11 protein-coding genes, 5 pseudogenes and 1 other annotated feature are annotated in these 17,204 nt (G+C 65.3%); of the genes and pseudogenes, 10 read left to right on the plus strand and 6 right to left on the minus strand.

The window, feature by feature from the left end; genetic code table 11:
• Positions 1-86: 86 nt before the first annotated feature.
• From CFI00_RS07045 to CFI00_RS07080, 8 genes and pseudogenes are all read left to right on the plus strand, one after another.
• A complete protein-coding gene (locus CFI00_RS07045) occupies positions 87-272 on the plus strand; it encodes a transposase (protein WP_207084505.1) in 186 nt (61 codons plus the stop codon).
• A gap of 155 nt (positions 273-427) precedes the next feature.
• A pseudogene (locus tag CFI00_RS07050) lies at positions 428-1,643 on the plus strand (IS110 family transposase).
• 192 nt (positions 1,644-1,835) lie between these two features.
• A protein-coding gene (locus CFI00_RS07055; RefSeq protein WP_242532723.1) for an IS3 family transposase occupies positions 1,836-3,115 on the plus strand; the annotation gives its coding sequence in 2 pieces (ribosomal slippage) (positions 1,836-2,124 and positions 2,124-3,115; 1,281 coding nt in all).
• 127 nt (positions 3,116-3,242) lie between these two features.
• Complete coding sequence (locus CFI00_RS07060; protein ID WP_207084506.1) at positions 3,243-3,794, plus strand: integrase core domain-containing protein; 552 nt, start codon at positions 3,243-3,245, stop codon at positions 3,792-3,794.
• A 274-nt stretch (positions 3,795-4,068) separates the two neighbouring features.
• Positions 4,069-5,142: an SDR family oxidoreductase gene (locus tag CFI00_RS07065; protein ID WP_032491529.1), complete on the plus strand. Its 1,074-nt coding sequence runs from the start codon at positions 4,069-4,071 to the stop codon at positions 5,140-5,142.
• Positions 5,143-5,821: 679 nt separating this feature from the next.
• Positions 5,822-7,282 (plus strand): aldehyde dehydrogenase family protein, encoded by a 1,461-nt coding sequence (locus tag CFI00_RS07070; RefSeq protein WP_207084507.1) that lies wholly within the window; start codon positions 5,822-5,824, stop codon positions 7,280-7,282.
• A complete protein-coding gene (locus CFI00_RS07075) occupies positions 7,279-9,054 on the plus strand; it encodes a thiamine pyrophosphate-binding protein (RefSeq protein WP_242532724.1) in 1,776 nt (591 codons plus the stop codon). Before CFI00_RS07070 ends, CFI00_RS07075 begins: the two co-directional genes overlap by 4 nt.
• Before the next feature lie 644 nt (positions 9,055-9,698).
• Positions 9,699-9,928: pseudogene (locus tag CFI00_RS07080) on the plus strand (transposase); the annotation flags it as partial.
• Between the two features lie 81 nt (positions 9,929-10,009).
• Here CFI00_RS07080 and CFI00_RS07085 read toward each other — a convergent pair.
• Positions 10,010-11,317 carry an ISL3 family transposase gene (locus CFI00_RS07085; RefSeq protein WP_207084480.1) on the minus strand — a complete coding sequence of 436 codons (1,308 nt, stop codon included), beginning with the start codon at positions 11,315-11,317 and terminating at the stop codon, positions 10,010-10,012.
• Between CFI00_RS07085 and CFI00_RS07090 the strand changes: the two genes are divergently transcribed.
• Positions 11,222-11,512, plus strand: coding sequence for a hypothetical protein (locus CFI00_RS07090; RefSeq protein ID WP_207085708.1), 291 nt, complete (start codon positions 11,222-11,224; stop codon positions 11,510-11,512). The genes CFI00_RS07085 and CFI00_RS07090 overlap by 96 nt on opposite strands.
• 277 nt (positions 11,513-11,789) lie before the next feature.
• Here the strand turns inward: CFI00_RS07090 and CFI00_RS07095 are convergent, their stop codons facing one another.
• Positions 11,790-12,713, minus strand: coding sequence for a LysR family transcriptional regulator (locus CFI00_RS07095; protein ID WP_207084508.1), 924 nt, complete (start codon positions 12,711-12,713; stop codon positions 11,790-11,792).
• A gap of 358 nt (positions 12,714-13,071) precedes the next feature.
• On the opposite strand from CFI00_RS07095, the pseudogene CFI00_RS07100 reads away from it, so the two are divergent.
• A pseudogene (locus CFI00_RS07100) lies at positions 13,072-14,373 on the plus strand (IS3 family transposase).
• Positions 13,350-13,499: a sequence feature (AL1L pseudoknot), on the plus strand. It overlaps the preceding pseudogene by 150 nt.
• 154 nt (positions 14,374-14,527) lie before the next feature.
• Here the strand turns inward: CFI00_RS07100 and CFI00_RS07105 are convergent.
• From CFI00_RS07105 to CFI00_RS23520, 4 genes and pseudogenes are all read right to left on the minus strand, one after another.
• A complete protein-coding gene (locus CFI00_RS07105) occupies positions 14,528-15,052 on the minus strand; it encodes a hypothetical protein (protein WP_207084509.1) in 525 nt (174 codons plus the stop codon).
• Entirely contained in the window at positions 15,049-16,152 is a 1,104-nt protein-coding gene (locus CFI00_RS07110) for a tyrosine-type recombinase/integrase (protein ID WP_207084510.1), read from the minus strand. The genes CFI00_RS07105 and CFI00_RS07110 overlap by 4 nt, the downstream gene beginning before the upstream one ends.
• Positions 16,153-16,274: 122 nt before the next feature.
• A pseudogene (locus CFI00_RS07115) lies at positions 16,275-16,892 on the minus strand (IS256 family transposase); the annotation flags it as partial.
• A 62-nt stretch (positions 16,893-16,954) separates the two neighbouring features.
• A pseudogene (locus CFI00_RS23520) lies at positions 16,955-17,133 on the minus strand (IS3 family transposase); the annotation flags it as partial.
• Between the last annotated feature and the right edge of the window lie 71 nt (positions 17,134-17,204).

Raw genomic sequence — 17,204 nt, forward strand, 5'->3', positions numbered from 1 at the left:
AGGTGATAGCGAAGGCCTGATTGCGATCGAGACCAAGATGAATCGCCGAGCTCAAGGCGATGGTCCAGGCCCGACGGTCGCACCTGATGGACATCCACGGCATCGATCCTGTGGTAGCCGCGCGGATCCTTGCCGACGTCGGTGACGTGGCCAGGTTCGCCGACCGCAACCGGTTCGCCTCCTGGACCGGCACCGCACCGCTGGACGCCTCCTCAGCCTGGATCCGTAAGTTCTTGGGTGGCCCGGGGGGGCTGGGTGTGGCTGAGCCTTGATCGCCCTTGATGGCTCCGATGGATTGGCCGCCCAGCTCCTCCTGGGACGCCTTCACTGCTGATTGAGATGCGCGTCCTGGTCGCCGTTTACGGATCTGTCGGCGGGGTGTTCCTTCGGGCCACGACAATGCCTTGTGCGCTCGAAGGAGGAGTAAATAAAGGAACAGGTCCCGCTCGGGTGGGCGGGCATCGACGTCGGCAAGGGCCACCACTGGATCTGCTTGATCGACGAGGCAGATACCACGGTCTGGTCGACGAAGGTGATCAACGACGAGGCCGCAATCCTCGACGCGGTCGGCGGTGTTCTTGCCCGCGCGGGGGAGGTGGTCTGGGGAGTCGATGTCACCGGGACCATGTCGGGGCTCCTGCTTGCTCTGTTGGCGGCGCACGGTCAGCGGGTCAGATACGTCCCCGGCCGCACCGTGAACCAGATGGCCAGCGCCTACCGAGGTGAAGCCAAGACCGACGCCCGCGACGGCTATGTCATCGCCGAGACGCTGCGGCACCGCGGCGACCTTGCCGAGGTGGAGCTCGCCACCTCGTTGGTGACCGAGCTGCGGCTGCTGGTGACCCGTCGCACCGGCCTGGTCGGTGACCGGGTCCGCCTGGTCAACCGGCTGCGCGACGTGCTCAGCGGCTACTTCCCTGCGCTGGAGCGGTCATTCGACTACGCCCATAGCCGCGGCGCATTGACCCTGCTGACCGGCTACCAGACGCCGCAGGCGATCCGCCGTGCCGGTCAGTCGCGGCTGCGGACGTGGCTGGTCAAGCGGAAGGTCCCCAGCGCCGACCAGATCGCAACAGATGCCCTGGCCGCGGCCAAGGCCCAGCACACCGTCGTGCCCGGGCAGGACGTCGCGGCCACCATCGTGGCCGACCTCGCTACCCAGCTCCTGGCGATCGGGTCGCGGATCTCCGAGCTCGACACCCGGATCAGCACCACCTTCCGTGCGCACCCCCAGGCCGAGATCATCGAGTCCCTACCCGGCATGGGTCCCACCCTGGGCGCCGAGCTGATCGCCGCAGCCGGAGACCTGGCCGGCTACGCGAACGCCGGCCGACTCGCCTCGGCCGCGGGGCTTGTGCCCGTCCCACGGAACTCCGGACGCCGCACCGGGAACCTGCACCGGCCGATGCGCTACTCCCGCAAGCTGCGACGGGTGTTCTACCTCTCCGCCTCAGCCGCCATGATGCGCGAAGGTCCCAACCGCGACTACCTCCCTCAAGAAGCGCGGAGAGGGCCTCGGGCACGTCCAAGCGCTCATCGCTCTGGCCCGGCGACGCGTCGACGTCCTGTGGGCCCTGCTCCGCGAGAACCGGCCCTTCGAACTGACCCCACCGTTGCGAGAACCGATGCCCCGAACGGCTTGACAAGATCATTGACAATCCACCGCTCGGATGCCGCGGTAGCGGCGGGTCTGATGCAAGAGGGTGCTCCTGACCTTCAGGATCACGGTTACCACGCCAATGATCAGTCAGAGTCAAGGGAGCACCCTCTTGGTGTCGAAGTCTTGAACCGCCCCGGCAAGTCCGGAGACTCCGTTCCTTGGGAAGGATGGAGTCATGTCAGGGAGTACGTCGAAGAGGTACCCGGCCGAGCTGCGCGAGCGGGCGGTCCGGATGGTCGGAGAGATCCGGGCCGATCACGAGTCGGAGTGGGCGGCGATGAGCAAGGTCGCGGAGCTGCTCGGGGTCGGGACGCCGGAGACGGTGCGCAAGTGGTGCCGGCAGGCCGAGGTCGATGCCGGCCAGCGGCCCGGGATGACGTCCGAGGAGTCGGCTGAGTTGAAGCGGCTGAAGCGGGAGAACGCCGAGCTCAAGCGCGCCAACGCGATTCTCCGCTCGGCATCGGTTTTCTTCGCGGCCGAACTCGACCGGCCACAGCGCTGATCGTGCCCTACATCGACGAGCACGTCGGTGTCCGCGACGGCGACGGTCTGCGATGGGGTGTCGAGTCGATCTGCGAGCAGCTCACCGAGCTGGGCGCCAAGATCGCCCCCGCGACCTACTACGAACACCGCTCCCGCAAGGCGACCTCCCGCGAAGTGCGCGACGAGGAGTTGAAGCCGAGGATCGCCGCGGTCCACGCGTCGAACTACGGCGTCTACGGTGCCCGGAAGGTGTGGCTCACCCTGAACCGTGAACGCGCTGCCGAGGAGCCGCCCATCGCGCGCTGCACCGTGGAGCGGCTGATGGGCGAGCTCGGCCTGGCTGGCGCGGTGCGGGGCAAGGTCAAGCGGACCACGATCAGCGACCCGAGGGCGCCCAAGCCGCTGGACCTGGTGGGCCGCAACTTCGCGCCACTGGCGCCAGATCGCCTGTGGGTCGCGGACTTCACGTATGTCTCGACGTGGTCGGGCTGGTGCTACACCGCGTTCGTCATCGACGCCTACGCCCGCCGGATCCTGGGCTGGTCGGTGGCCACGACGATGACCAGCCAGCTCGTCGTCGACGCGGTCGAGCAGGCGATCTGGACCCGGCAGCGTGAAGGCAAGGATTTGGCCGGCCTGATCGCGCACCACGACCACGGAGTTCAGTACCTGTCCGTGGCCTACTCCGAGCACTTGGACGCTGCTGGGATCAAGCCCTCGACCGGAGCGGTGGGCTCGTCATACGACAACGCGTTGGCCGAGTCGGTGATCGGCCTCTACAAGACCGAGCTGATCAAGCCACGACGGCCGTGGAAGGGCCTCGACGACCTCGAGATCGCGACCGCCGAGTGGGTCGACTGGTTCAACCACCGCCGACCCTTCGAGTACTGCGACGACCTCACGCCAGCCGAAGCCGAGGCCGCTCACTACGCTCACCACCAGACCCCAGCAGTCGCTGGAGTCTCAAACTAGAAAGTCTCCGGACACGCCGGGGCGGTTCAGTCTTGCATGCTCGATCGTGTTGAGGTCCGAGCTGATGACGAGAATGAAGCGCCCCAGGTTTGATGCCGCATCCTTTTGAGTTGGAAGGATGCGAACCATGCCGAAGAAGATCGATCCGAAGGTCAGGGAGCGGTGCGTGCGGCAGGTGCTGGAGCACTTGCCGGAGTATCCCTCGCTGACTGCGGCCGCTGAGGTCGTTGCCAGTCGCGAGGGACTGGGCAAGGAGACGGTGCGTCGCTTAGCGGTCCAGGCCCAGATCGACGGCGGCCAACGCCAGGGCGCCACCAGCGAGGAGCTCGCCGAGATCAAGGACCTGAAGACCAAGGTCCGCCGGCTGGAGGAGGACAACGAGATCCTGCGCCGGGCCTTTCTTCGACGAGGGCATCCGGCCCTCGATCGGGTCGGTCGCGGACTCCCTCTTAACGCGCTGATGGAGTGTGTGATCGGCCTCGACAAGACCGAGTGCATCGGCACCACGGTCTTCCACACCGGGCCCTACCGAACCATCGGCGACGTCGAGTACGCCACCGCCGGCTGGGTCGACTGGTACAACAACAGGCGCTTGCACAGCACTCTTGGGATGATGCCCCCAGTGGAGTACGAGCAAGCCCACTACGCGGCCCTCAACCGAGAGCCGCAACCCGTATAGGAGCGGCGGAGAACCTGGGGCGTTTCAGTTCGACACGTCCTGCGCGATCAGCCGCACGAACTTGTCCTGCTTCTCCGTCAGAGCCCCGCCCTGATGACTCGTTCTCGACCGCCCCATCGCAACCTCCCAGTACCTCGGGTGTTGCGACGTCCACTGGAATCCGCCCAGTGGATAGCTCGATCCCCATAATAGACCGTAGACAGCGCGTGATGAGGGTCATATGCTCCCATGTGTACTGCAAGGCAGAAAGTCGTCCTACCTTGAGGAGAATTGGATGTCGGAGTCTGGTGGAGGAACCGTGGCCACTGCGCGGCAGCGTCAGCTGGTCGAGCGGGCACTCGGTGAGTGGCAGGGCGAGGTGGCGGGTCGAGTCATCGTTGTCACCGGTGGAGCCCGCGGCATCGGCCGTTCCCTCTGCGAGGGACTGTTGCGCGCCGGCGCCAAGGTCGTTGCAGCGGACCTCACGTGGGACGACGCTGACGACTTCCGCAAGCAGCTGGAGTCGGACGGCAGCGGCATGGCCGTCGACATGGACATCACCGACGACGACGCCCTCGACGCCGCCCGAGACGCTGTAATCGACAGGTTCGGGACCGTCGACGTCCTAGTGAACAACGCGTCTCTGGTCTCCGAAACCCTCTTCCCGCCCACAGGCCACCGGAACACCCTTGACACGACCGACCGCGACTGGGAGGTGATGTTCGGCGTCAACGTGTTCGGCACGCTGAAGGCCATCCGCCGGTTCATCGAGCCGATGCGGGCCCAGCAGCGGGGCAGCATCGTCAACGTCGTCAGCAGTGGCGTCCTGGCCGTCGCCGCCGGCGGCGGCTACCACGGGCTGCGCCCGTGGACGGTCGAGATGCCTTACCAGGCCACCAAGGCCGCCGTGATGGCGCTGACCTTCTACCTCGCCGAGGAGGTGCGCGGCGACGGGGTCGCGGTTAACGCGATCATGCCGGGGCACACCCGAGCGTCGTGGTTCGACGCCACCGCCCGGGCCTTCAACGAGCAGGGCATCGCCTACTTCATGCGCCCGGCGATTCCCGAGCACCTGCTGCCGATCTCGCTCTTCCTCGCAGCCCAGGACAGCGCGGGGGCGTCCGGGCGCCTCTACTACGTGCCGGAGTGGAACTACGACCACGGCTACGGGGACTACGCCGCGTGGCAGGACCATGAGCTGCCTCCGGACATGGAGGAGATCTACAGCCGGCTGGAAGCCGCGACCCCGTCATACGAGCGGGCCGGCGTGGCCCACCTCCCCTTCGACGCGCAGGGCGCCCTGTACGCCGCGGGCATGGCTAACCTCGGGGCCCAGAACAGTTGGACCAGCAATGACAGCGCTCAGTGATACCGCAGACGCCCAGACGGCCCGCTTACCCTCGATCCCCTGTGGGCAGGATCGGGATGAGTTGATCGTCGCCGTCGCTGGGTGAGGATGTCGGGGCGCAACGATCCGCCGGACCTCTCGTGTCCGAATGTTCCACGGTGTTCCTCGTCGCGCCGCTCTCGCTGCTGGGTGGGCAGGCCGTGAGGACTGGCGGCGGGTCGCTGACCCGGTCGAACAGTGCGTCCAGGCGGTCTGCCAGGGCCAGGCGTGTGGGAGGTGAATGGTGATCTGGCGTGCGAGGTCGCGACCCGTGCCGGCACGGTGATCTGAGGTTCCCCCCGGATCGTAGAGGCATCAACCCCAATATAGGGGTAGCGATGTCTGAGAAGCGGAAGAAATACGACCGGGAGTTCCGTGATGGGGCGCTCAGCGCAAGTCGTCCGGCTCACTCAGCTGGGACTCGTGCCCGATGAACAACCACGTGAACCCACACACGAAGGACGAGGTGAAGCCATCCGCAAGGCCCGCCAGGCCGGCCTGGAGCAAGCCCGACTACGCAGGCTTGCCGCGCACCGCCACGACCGGCAGCCTCAACCCACCCAGGACCCCGACGATGTTGGCTAATAGATCGCCAAAGTGCGTCACGAAGTCAGAAACACGTCACTCATGGCATTCCGCGCACCAGATAAGGAGTTGGCCAATGGCAACACCCCTCGGCCCGAACATCGCGGATCGAAGCTGGCATATCGTCTTAAACCAAGAGCGCCTCTCGACCGAAGCCCAGTACGACGTGGAGGACCCCAGCTCCGGGAGACGGCTTGCCTCCGTGCCGGACTGTTCACCGAGTGAGGTTGACCAAGCCGTCCAGGCGGCTAGCGCTGCGCAGGTTGAGTGGGGACGCCTGACCCCCCGCGACCGCGCGGCAAAGCTACGGGAGCTGGTAGTAGTTCTTCGGAGCCACCGGGAAGAGCTTGCCCTCCTTGATGCCGTCGACGGTGGTTTCCCGCTAGCGATGATGCGCGTGGACGTGGACGCTGGTCTGGAGTTGATGGAGATCTTTGCCGACTTGGCCCTGAGTTTGGGCGGTCGAACGATCCCGGTCAGTGAGAATCTCCACTACACCGCGCAACAGCCGTATGGGGTGGTCGCCCGCATCGGCGCCTTCAACCATCCATTCTTCTTCGCTGCTGGGAAAATAGCCGCCCCTCTGATCGCCGGAAACGCCGTTATTCTCAAGGCTCCGGATCAAACACCGTTGTCCTCACTGCGCCTCGCCGAGCTCGCCTCCGCTGTGCTGCCAGCCAACCTACTCGTTACCGTCAGTGGTCGGGGGGCCGTGACCGGCAGGGCGCTCGTGCGCCACCCGTTGGTACACCGTATCGGCTTCATCGGGTCTCCCGAGACGGGTCGAGCGATTCAGCGCGACGCAGCTGATGTGGGCGTTAAGAACATCAGCTTAGAACTTGGGGGAAAGAACGCTCAAATCGTTTTCGCCGACGCTGATCTCGAGGCCGCCGCCTCAGCTGCTGTTCAGGGGATGAACTTCACCTGGACAGCAGGACAGAGTTGTGGATCGACGAGCCGGCTGCTGCTCCACGAGTCCATTGCCGAGAAAGTCACCACTGATGTGGCTCAGCGGGTGAAGAGCATTCGCGTGGGGCACCCTCTCGATGAAGGCACCCAAATGGGGCCTTTGATCTCCGAAGCACAGTACTTGAAGACGCTGGGCGCGATTGAGTCCGGTGAGGCCGGTGGCGCACGGGTTGTGGCTGGCGGAGGTCGTCCGGACACGGTAGACGGTGAAGGTTGGTACGTCGCCCCCACAGTGCTTTCGGATGTTGATCCGACTAGCTCCGTGGGCCAAGACGAGATCTTCGGTCCGGTGCTATCGATCATGACCTTCCGCGACGAAGACGACGCAGTGCGGATAGCCAACGGTGTGGAGTACGGGCTTACGTCGTCCATATGGACGAATGACGTCAAGACCGCACATCGGGTGGCGGGCGCGGTCGACGCGGGATACATCCTCGTCAACTGCCCGAGCAGGCATTTTTGGGGCTTACCGTTTGGCGGAATCAAGTCCTCCGGCGTTGGCCGCGAGGAATCGGTGGAGGAACTTATTTCTTATACACAAACCAAGACGACGACGGTGGCGCTATGATGAATGAGCAATCTCACGGCGCCGAGCCTGCTGAGGTTGTGGACGACCGCTGGGCCAGCGACACCATCGCAGATTTTCTGCGTCAGGTCGGGTTGCCATACATCGCTCTCAATCCGGGTGCCAGCTTCCGAGGGCTTCATGACAGCCTGGTGAACCACTTGGGCGACAGCGACCCGTCTATGTTGATGTGCCTTCACGAGGAGCACGCGGTGGCTCTTGCACACGGGTACGCAAAGGTGACGGAAGAACCTCTCGCCGTGGCCCTGCACAGCAACGTGGGCCTGATGCACGCGAGCATGGCGCTCTTCAATGCTTGGGCGGATCGTGTCCCGATGCTCGTGATCGGAGCGGCAGGGCCAATGGACGCTGCGAAGCGGCGACCATGGATCGATTGGATCCACACGACCGCCGACCAGGCAGCGCTTGTACGGTCCTTCATCAAGTGGGATGACCAGCCACTGTCCCTGGAAGCCACCGTGGAGTCGCTGGCTCGGGCGTGGGATATCACACGCACGCCTCCGCACGCGCCGACCTACGTTGTTCTCGACAGCGACGTCCAGGAGCAGCGGCTGACGTCGTCAGTCTCTTTGCCAACCGTGAGCACAGGCAAGTTCCGCGATCTGCCAATCCCCTCCCAAGACTCCTTGCACAGAGCCTCCGAGGTCCTCGGGGGCGCCGAGCAGCCAGTTGTCCTCATGGGGCGGGTCGGACGCGGCGAAAAAGCGTGGGATGACCGTGTTCGGCTTGTTGAAGCGTTGGGCGCGAAGGTCATCACGGATCTCAAAGTCGGGGCAGCTTTTCCGTCTAGTCATCCTGCGCACGTGGCAGGACCCGGTTTCTTCCTTGGTAGCGAGGCTCAGCGTGTGCTGAGCCAGTCGGACGCTGTCTTGGCACTCGACTGGGTCGACCTGGCTGGGACGCTGGCGCAGGCCCCGACCAAATCAGCTAGGACGATCGTGTCCGCAACCCAGGACACGCAGTTGCACAACGGATGGAGCAAAGACCACCAAGCCCGACCGGACGTAGCCATCACTCTTCCCACGACTCCGGATATTGCGGTCGAACAATTGTTGGAAGTTGTCCACATCCGCCCAAACTCGACCCGGCAGGCCGACGACTTCGTCAGCCTCCCCCAAGCTTACGACGACGACACAAGATTAAACTTGGGCGGGCTGGCTCGGGTGTTGCGCTCCCAAACCGCAAAGTTGGACGTGTGCCTCGTCCGGCTGCCCCTCGGATGGGATGGCGATGACTGGGACTTCAACCACCCACTCGACTTCCTCGGCTACGACGGCGGCGGCGGGATCGGTTCCGGGCCGGGCATGCTGGTCGGGGCGGCTCTCGCGCTTCGAGGGAAGGATCGTTTGCCGATTGCGGTGCTTGGCGACGGAGACTACTTGATGGGCGCGCAGGCACTTTGGACGGCCGCCCGCTACGACATCCCTCTCTTGGCCGTTGTGGCCAACAACAGGTCTTACTTCAACGACGAAGTGCACCAGGAACGAGTGGCACACGCGCGTGGACGCGACGCTTCGCTGCGCTGGATAGGGCAGCGCATAGATGACCCCGCACCAGACCTCGCAGCGCTCGCACGGGCGATGGGCCTGGAAGGAATCGGTCCCGTCACTGAACTCGACGCCCTCCCAAGCGCAGTCAACCAAGCGCTCGAGCTCCTCCTGGCCGGTAGGCCCACCGTCCTGGACGTTGTAGTGGAGGCTGGCTACAGCACGGCGATGACCACGGGGCTGGTGCGCAGCGCCCCAGTCGAGTAGGCGTGGAGGGAGCATTCGAGGGCTTCGCCACGACATCGTCGGTGAACGGGCCCAGGTAGCGCTGCGTGGTGGCCAGGCTGGCATGGCCCAGGACCCACTGCACGTCGCGTCGGTGAGGGGCACCCGCGGGTCGCGGGCCATCCGATACGCCGCTGTGTGCCGCAGATCATGAATGGACCAGTTCGAGCCCAGCGCGTTCGCTCGTACGAACATGGCCTGGGCGGCGTGGTAGGCCAACGCCCCGGAACGGCCGGCGAAGTGTCCACCACAGCGGATCGTCCCGGCCGGCCGGCACCAGGCCCTGCATCTGTGCCTCGTAGACCGAAGCCAGACGAAGGCGTCGGGCGATGTCCGCGTACTGCCTCACGTGTCGTTCTCCGTACGACCTGACGTGTAGGTCGGTCTCGGCGAGTTGAGTCCCTCCTCGCCCTGAGCTGGGGTCACCCTTCGGTTCGTCCACCGCCCTGGACGTAACCGAAGGGTGACCCTGTTCATGATCCTTGATTCGGAGTCCTGGATGAACTGTCAAGGGCCAGCAGGAACTGCCCGGTGACGGTCACGAGATCTTGACCTGATCCCCGTGTAGTGGTCCAGAGGTTGTGAGAGTTTGATCCCCGATGATGGGGGCAGGAGGATTCACGATCATGGCGAAGCGGCGTAGGCACACCCCGAGCAGGTGATTCGCAAGCTCCGTGAGGGCGAGCGGCTGATCGGCGAGGGCAGCGATCTGGCGGCGGTGTGCAAGCATCTGGAGGTCTCCGAGCAGACCTGGCACCGCTGGCGCAATCAGTACGGCGGGATGAAGGCCGAGGACGCGAAACGCCTCAAGGAGTTGGAGAAGCAGAACGCCCGGCTCAAGAAGCTGGTCGCCGAGCAGGCCCTGCAAACAGTCCGGGGTGCCGACACGGCCTCACGTCAGACTTACACTCAGGCTCTCTTGCACCAAAGAGGCTCTTCACAATTGAGGGTGTAGCCGAGGTCTGAAACCGCCGGACTCGAGCAGCGATCTAGCGATGTAGTTGGTGAGGTTGCGGAACCCGAGCGCTGAGCCGCGGAGGTGTTCGAGCCTGCCGTTGATCGCTTCGGTCGGGCCGTTGGATGTGCCGGGCCGGTCGAAGTAGGCGAGCACGTCGTCGGCTCGCTTCTTCAGGGTCCGCCCTAGCGTGACGAGCTCGCTCAGTGCGGCCGGGACGCCGTGGCTGATCGACTCGATCAGCTTGCACATCAGCTCGCGGCCCTTGGCGCGGTCAGGTTGACGGTAGGCCGCGACCATCCGCTGATAGATCCACCAGGTCACCTCGACTTCAGCGTGATCATCGGTCGCGAACAGGGTCTCCAGGCGCGCCTTCTGCTTGTCGGTGAGCAGGCCTGCGCCGGTGTGTAGGGTCCGGCGCGCGCGGTAGAGGGGGTCGTCCTTACGGCCGCGGTTTCCGTGGATGGCTAGTTGGACCCGACGTCGGCAGCGGTCCAGCGCGTCGCCGGCCAGCCGCACGACGTGGAACGGGTCCATCACCGCGACCGCGTCGGGGAGTTCCTCGGTAGTGGCGGTCTTGAAGCCGGTGAACCCGTCCATCGCGACCACCTCTACGGCGTCGCGCCAAGACTGCTCACGTCCGGCGAGCCAGGTCTTGAACGCCTGCTTGGACCGGCCCTCGACCATTTCGAGCAGCCGTGCTGGGCCGGTGCCGTCACGGATGCCAGTGAGGTCGATGATCACGGTGACGTATTTGTCGCCACGCCTGGTGTGCCTCCACACGTGCTCGTCCACGCCGATCGCGGTGACGCCCTCGAGTCGAGCAGGGTCGTCGATCAGCACGCGCGTGCCTTCGGCGAGGACCGCGTCATTCGCGGTGTTCCACGCGACCCCGAGACCCTCGGCAACCCGGGCCACCGTCAGGTGCTGGCGCACGATGGCTTCCAGCGCCCACCGCAGCCCACGACGCGACAGCTTCGCTCGCGGCTCGGCCGCTCTGGTCGCGTCCTGGCGCCACACATGTCGACAACCGGTGCAACGGTAGCGACAGACCGTGACCAGCAACGTCGTCGGCCGCCAGCCCAACGGCTCGTGTGCAAGTTCTCGGGTCACGGTGTCGCGCGGCACGCCCTCGCAGCCGCAACGACGACACCACTGATCCGGTTCGAGGATCCGGCAGGCGAGGACAGCACGATGGGCGTCAAGGCGTTGGCCGGTGACCTCAAGGCCGAGCTCATCGAGCCGGCAAAACTTGGTCAGATCAGGGCAAGCGAAGGTAGCGTCAGACAAGTCGAGGTCTTCCAGATGGCGAGCGTCAGAACTTCCATCATCGGGAGGCCTCGACGTCTACCTGGCCACCGCCCCTACCTCAGCCGCTACACCGTCATCTGTGATGAGCCACCAAAGAGGGCCGACGTCACCACGAGCGATGATCCCAGCCCCATTTTCATCCGCCGGGGTGGCGGAGCCAACCGCCGCGAGTGACTCACACCGTTCTTCGGACAGTCCCAGATGTCACCTATCCGTGCAGCAGACCCATTTCCCATGGGTCTGACAGTTGTTTGATTCACCGATTCACCGATTCACCGCGAATCTCTATCGCGAACTCAAGAAACACCTCACCTTCACGCGCAGTCCCCGTGGCGGTGGTGTGCGTGAGGCCTGACCCAAGTCAGGCGCGGTCGAGCTCGCGCAGCGCGGGAGAACGCCAGCCTTCCAGGCTGCTCGAAAGAGAGCTACGTGGAAGGGCTACGAGGGTGATCTATGAGGGCGAGCTACGCGCGGTGCACTTCGTGCTGGCGGGGCGCGGCTCAAGGGTTCGCTTCACGTGCATCACGAACTCGGTGGCAGGTGCGCTCAAAGCCCGCTCCGCTGACCAGCAGAGCCATACGGGGGTACCCATCGCAGTTCCGTCGTCGCACAGTGTCGGCCACGCGCATTCCAGGGTGTCAGCCAGGTGGTTCTCAGCGACAACAGCGACTCCGAGACCGGCGTGTGCGAGCGCTATCAGCGACGGCATGTCCGACGACTGATAGGCAACGTCGAGGTGGATGTTCTTCGACTGCAGCACTGGCTCGAGGACGCTTCGGGTGAGACTGGAGGCGTGGCCAAGTGCGACCATCGTCTCGGCTAACTCGGTCACGTCCACGGTTGCTCGGCGCCGCCACGGGTGATCGTCGGGGGTGACCACGATGATGTGCGCGCCGCCGAGCTGGATGCCTGCAAGTCGGGGGTCGGCGTTCGGCAGAGAGGTGATGAAGTCACTCTCTCCATCGATCACTCGGCCGATCGGCGGAAAGCCAGAATGCCCACGGATCTCGAGCTTTACCTCGGGCCGAGTGGCGTGGAACCCGCCGAGCAGGGGGGCGAGGAACGTCTCCAGATGCGGATGCGCGCACTCGATACTGACGATTCCCGTTCGGCCCTGCTTCAGCTCGGAGGCAACGAACTTCAACCTGTTAGCGTTGCCCAGGATCTGCTCTGTCAACGGTAGGAGCACCATGCCCGAACTCGTTGGCTTCACCCGCCGGCCGGATCGCTCGAAGAGCGAGACGCCGAGCTCACGCTCCAGGGCCTTGACCTGCCGCCATACTGTGGGCTGGGCTGTGGCGAGCTGTTTCGAAGCGCCCAGGAACGACCCAGCCTCGACCACCGCTCGGAAGTACTCGAGTTGCCGCAGTTCCACAGATGCCCCAGGGAATAAGAACGAAGGAAACAATGCAGGTTATAACAAGTCGAACGCCTGCGTCTACGGACTCGAGGTGACCAGGCCCACTACGCTTCGCCACGATCACGCCTGAACCTGAACTCGCCGCCGTATCCCTCTGGGGCTGCTGCGGTGATTTCGGACAGCGGATTGATGGGTTTTTCTACGCTGCCGTTGCCAGCTGGGTGTAACCGTAGTGGACATCGTTCGGCGGGTCTGTCCGACTAACGGTGTAAGCAGCGATTCCATTGTTAGCCTGACCTTTCACGCGACGGCTGGTGAAGGTGAATCGCCCCGGGTCTGATGGAGGCTCTCAATCCAGTGAAGGATGAGAGTCATGGCAGCACCGAGGAAGTACAGCGTCGAGCTCCAGGAGCGTGCGACGAGGATGGCGATCGACGCCAGGCGTGACCCGGAGTCGTCGAGGGGTGCGATCAAGCGGGTCGCGGACCAGCTGGGGGTTCACCCCGAGGCGTTGCGGAACTGGGTTCGTCAGGCCGAGGTCGACGGCGGCCTCCGCCCGGGCACCACGACCGACGACGCGACCCGGCTCGCCGAGCTCGAGCGGGAGGTCCGCGAGCTGCGTCGAGCCAACGAGATCCTGAAGACCTCCGCTGCTTTTTTCGCGGCCGCGGAGCTCGACCGCAAGATCAAGTAAGGGTGCCGACGGCGGTGCTGGTCGACTACATCGACCAGCACCGCGACCGGTTCGGGGTCGAGCCGATCTGTGAGGTCCTGCGTGATGCAGACGTCCAGATCGCCCCGAGCACCTACTTCGCCGCGAAGAGCAGGCCACCCTCGGCCAGGACGGTTCGGGACGCCGAGCTAGTGCCGGCGATCCGCAAGGTCCACACCGACAACATCGGTGTCTACGGCGCCCGGAAGGTCTGGGCCGAGCTCAACCGCAAGCACGTCGAGGTGGCCCGTTGCACCGTCGAGCGGCTGATGAAGGCCGAAGGACTGGCCGGGATCAGGCGGGAGAAGACCCGCAAGACCACCCACAGCGAGGGCGCTGAGACACCACGACCCGCCGATCTGGTCGAGCGGCAGTTCGTCGCCGCAGCACCGAACCAGCTGTGGGTGGCCGATCTGACGTACGTCCGCACGCACTCGGGCTGGGTCTACGCCGCGTTCATCCTGGACGTCTTCTCCCGCATGGTGGTCGGCTGGCAGGTGTCCACCAGCCTGCGCACCGACCTCGCCTTGGACGCCCTGGACATGGGCCTGTGGGCACGCCAGCGGGCCGGACAGGACGTCGCCGGGCTGACACATCACTCGGACCGCGGAGTTCACCCAACATCGAGCCATCCGCTACACCGAGCGACTCGCCGAGGCCGAAGCCGTCGCGTCCGTCGGGTCGAAGGGCGACTCATACGACAACGCGATGGCCGAGGCATTCAACTCGCTGTTCAAGGCCGAGTGCATCCGCAACCCCGTCATGCGCCCCCAGGGTGGCTGGAAGTCCGTCGGCGACGTAGAGATCGCCGTCGCCGAATACATCGACTGGTTCAACCACCGCAGGCTCCACGGCGAGATCGGACTGATACCCCCCGCGGAGTTCGAATCCAGCCACTGGGCCGCCACCGAGATCCAGCAATACCCTGAAACCCCGATCCTCACCAAGGTCGGATCCAACTAACCGAGCCTCTACGAAAACCGGGGCGATTCAAGCAGCAGAGCACGCGGGTTGGAGTCGGCCGGGGCCGGTCGACCGATGCCGGTCGCCCACTCGTGCTCGGTGCGGTCCAGCAACGAGGTGCCCCCAGCCTCTCGCAGGAAGCTGACGACCTGCATCACCACCGCTGGTGGGCACCTGCTGCCCCGGTCGTCGCGACGACACTGCAAGGCGTAGGCGACCTCGAGCTTGAGCTGAGATGGCAGGTCGCTCCTGGTGCGGGCGCCTTGACCGGGAGCGGGTCCGCTAACCAGGCCGCCCGGTCCGGGCGACCGGCGCGTTCCCAGCGTTGGGCGTGCAGCACACACATGCCGCGTCGCGACGAGCCGTAGCCGCAGTCGATGACCGAGCAGACCATGTTCGGACGCCCGCGCCGCCACCGCGAATCGGTGGAGGTGATGAAGCCCTCCAGGTCCGGACGCCCCGCCTGTGCCCAGCGCTGACGGTGGCCCTGACACATCTGCTGTCCGCGGGCCGACCGTTCACAGCCGCCGACCCGGCAGGCGCCGCCGCCGAAGATCGGGTCGTCGGCGGCGAAGACCAGTACCTCGTCGCGGAACTCGGTCCGGACGGTGGCCATCAGGTTCTCCAGCAGCCCGGCGGTTCCTGCCCGGGTCGTCGGGGTCGGGCTCTGCGGGTTCACAGTCGAACCTCGGTCCCGGGGAACCAGCCTGCTCGTTCCAGCACCCGTCGGGCGTCCTCGCAGGTGAGGTGTCCGTAGATGTCGGCGGTCGTGGTCACCGAGGCGTGGCCCAACAACTTGGAGACCACCTCCAGCGGCACCCGGTCGCGCAGCATCCGGGTGGCCGCGGTGTGGCGGAACCAGTGCGGGTCGAAGTCGATGCCGGTGCGTCGACGCAGCCGCAGCACCAGGTCGTAGACAGCCGCGTAGGACAACGCGTGCCCGATCGGTTCGCCCCACAGGTTGACGAACACGTGGTCGCTGTCCAGATCCCCGTACTCGGCATGGAGGTAGTCGGCGTAGAGCCGCAGCAGGTCCCCACCGACCGGGATCGTGCGGCCCCGGCCGGTCTTGACCCGGGCCCCGTTGTCGTTGACCCGGGCGATGATGGACACCTCCCGCTCGGCCGCGGCCAGGTCCTCATGGCGCAGGCCAAGGGCCTCCCCGATGCGCATGCCGGTGTCATAGAGCACCGCGAACAACAACCGGTCCCGCAGCCGGGTGCACGCATCCAAAATCGTCTGCACCTCGGACGCGGTCAGCACCCGAGGGATCCGCTGCGGCGTCTTCAACACGATCGCTCGCCGCTTGCGCGGACCGCTCTTGCTGATGTGGTGCAGAAACGGCTTCCACGCCGACCTGCCCGGCGCCAACCACGTCACCAGCAGCTCGCCCAGATCCACCCCGTGGCGTGCCTGGTGGGCATAGAACGAGCTGACTGCCGACAGCTTCCGGTTGACCGTGGCCGCATCAACATGGGGCTCCAGCGAGGGCAGCACCGACACCTGGCCCGAGCGGCCGGCTGGCGGAAGCCGCAACCAGGCCACGAACTCACCGACGTCCTCCAGACGAACCTCGCGCCAGTCGATGCCGTGATGGGCCAAGAAGACGAAGTAGTCCTTCAAGTCGTGGGCGTAGGTCTTCACCGTGTTCGGCGACCGCTCGATGTCGCTCAGATACGACAGATAGCTCTCGATCGCCGCGACCGGCGCGTCGTCGGCACCGAGCACCGTCCACGACTCAACCCTCGACCCCGGCGGGGCCACCTTCTGCACGAACATCGAACCTCCGACCAGTCTCTGTCATGGACAGACCGGAGATAACCACGTCCACCACGGAAAACACAGCCGAGAACGGTCCCGTGCTGGACATCAAGTACACCTGCCGAAGAGCTGGAGATAACGATCGCGTTCGTCGAGCAGAGGACCTTGCGGATCTCGGCGTCGTATAGTCGAGGAACGGGATGAACTGCTCCCAGGCTGTGCGCCACAGGCCGCTGATCGCGGGGTAGGGCTTGCCCCACTTGTCGTCGAACTCCTCGAACGCCCGCCAGCCCGCCTCGCGGGTTGGGGCGACATAGATCGGTTCAGATCGGTCGAGATCTGTCCCCAGTAGCGCTTCGAGGCGTAGCGGAAGGTGTTGCGGATCAGGTGGATCACGCAGGTCTGCACGATCGCTTGGCCGAACACCGCGCCGACGGAGTCGGGCAGTCCTTTGAGGCCGTCGCAGATGACGAAGAAGATGTCTTCGACGCCGCGGTTCTTCAGCTCGGTCAGGACCTGGAGCCAGAACTTCGCCGATTCCCCGCCACCGTTACCGGCCCAGATCCCAGGATGTCCTTATGGCCGGCCAGGTCGACCCCGATCGCGGCGTAGATCGGACGGTTCCCGACCTGGCCGTCGCGGATCTTGACGTAGATCGCATCGATGAAGACCGCGGCGTAGACCTTCTCCAGCGGCCGCGAGGTCCATTCGGCCATCTCGGCCACGACTTTGTCGGTGATCCTCGAGATCGTGTCCCTGGCCGAGTAGCCGAGCTCGAGGTCGAGACGACCAAGCTCACGACCGAGCGCGAGATCCTCCAACTGGCGCCGCGCAGGATCTCGACGTCCTCGCGCAGCCGACGGTTCTCTTCTTTCAGCGCCTGATCTCAGCCAACTCCTCAGTGCTCGCGCCGGCACGCTGGCCGCCGTCGATCCGGGACTGAATCACCCAGCTGCGCACGGACTCCTTCCCGACCCCGAGCTGCTTGGCCACGACCGCCGCAGCGGCCGTGAGCGAGGAGTACTCGCCCTGGTGGTCATTGACCGAGGATGTCCCGAGTTCCGTGGAAC

The organism is Nocardioides sp. S5 (assembly GCF_017310035.1).
Lineage (GTDB): Bacteria > Actinomycetota > Actinomycetes > Propionibacteriales > Nocardioidaceae > Nocardioides.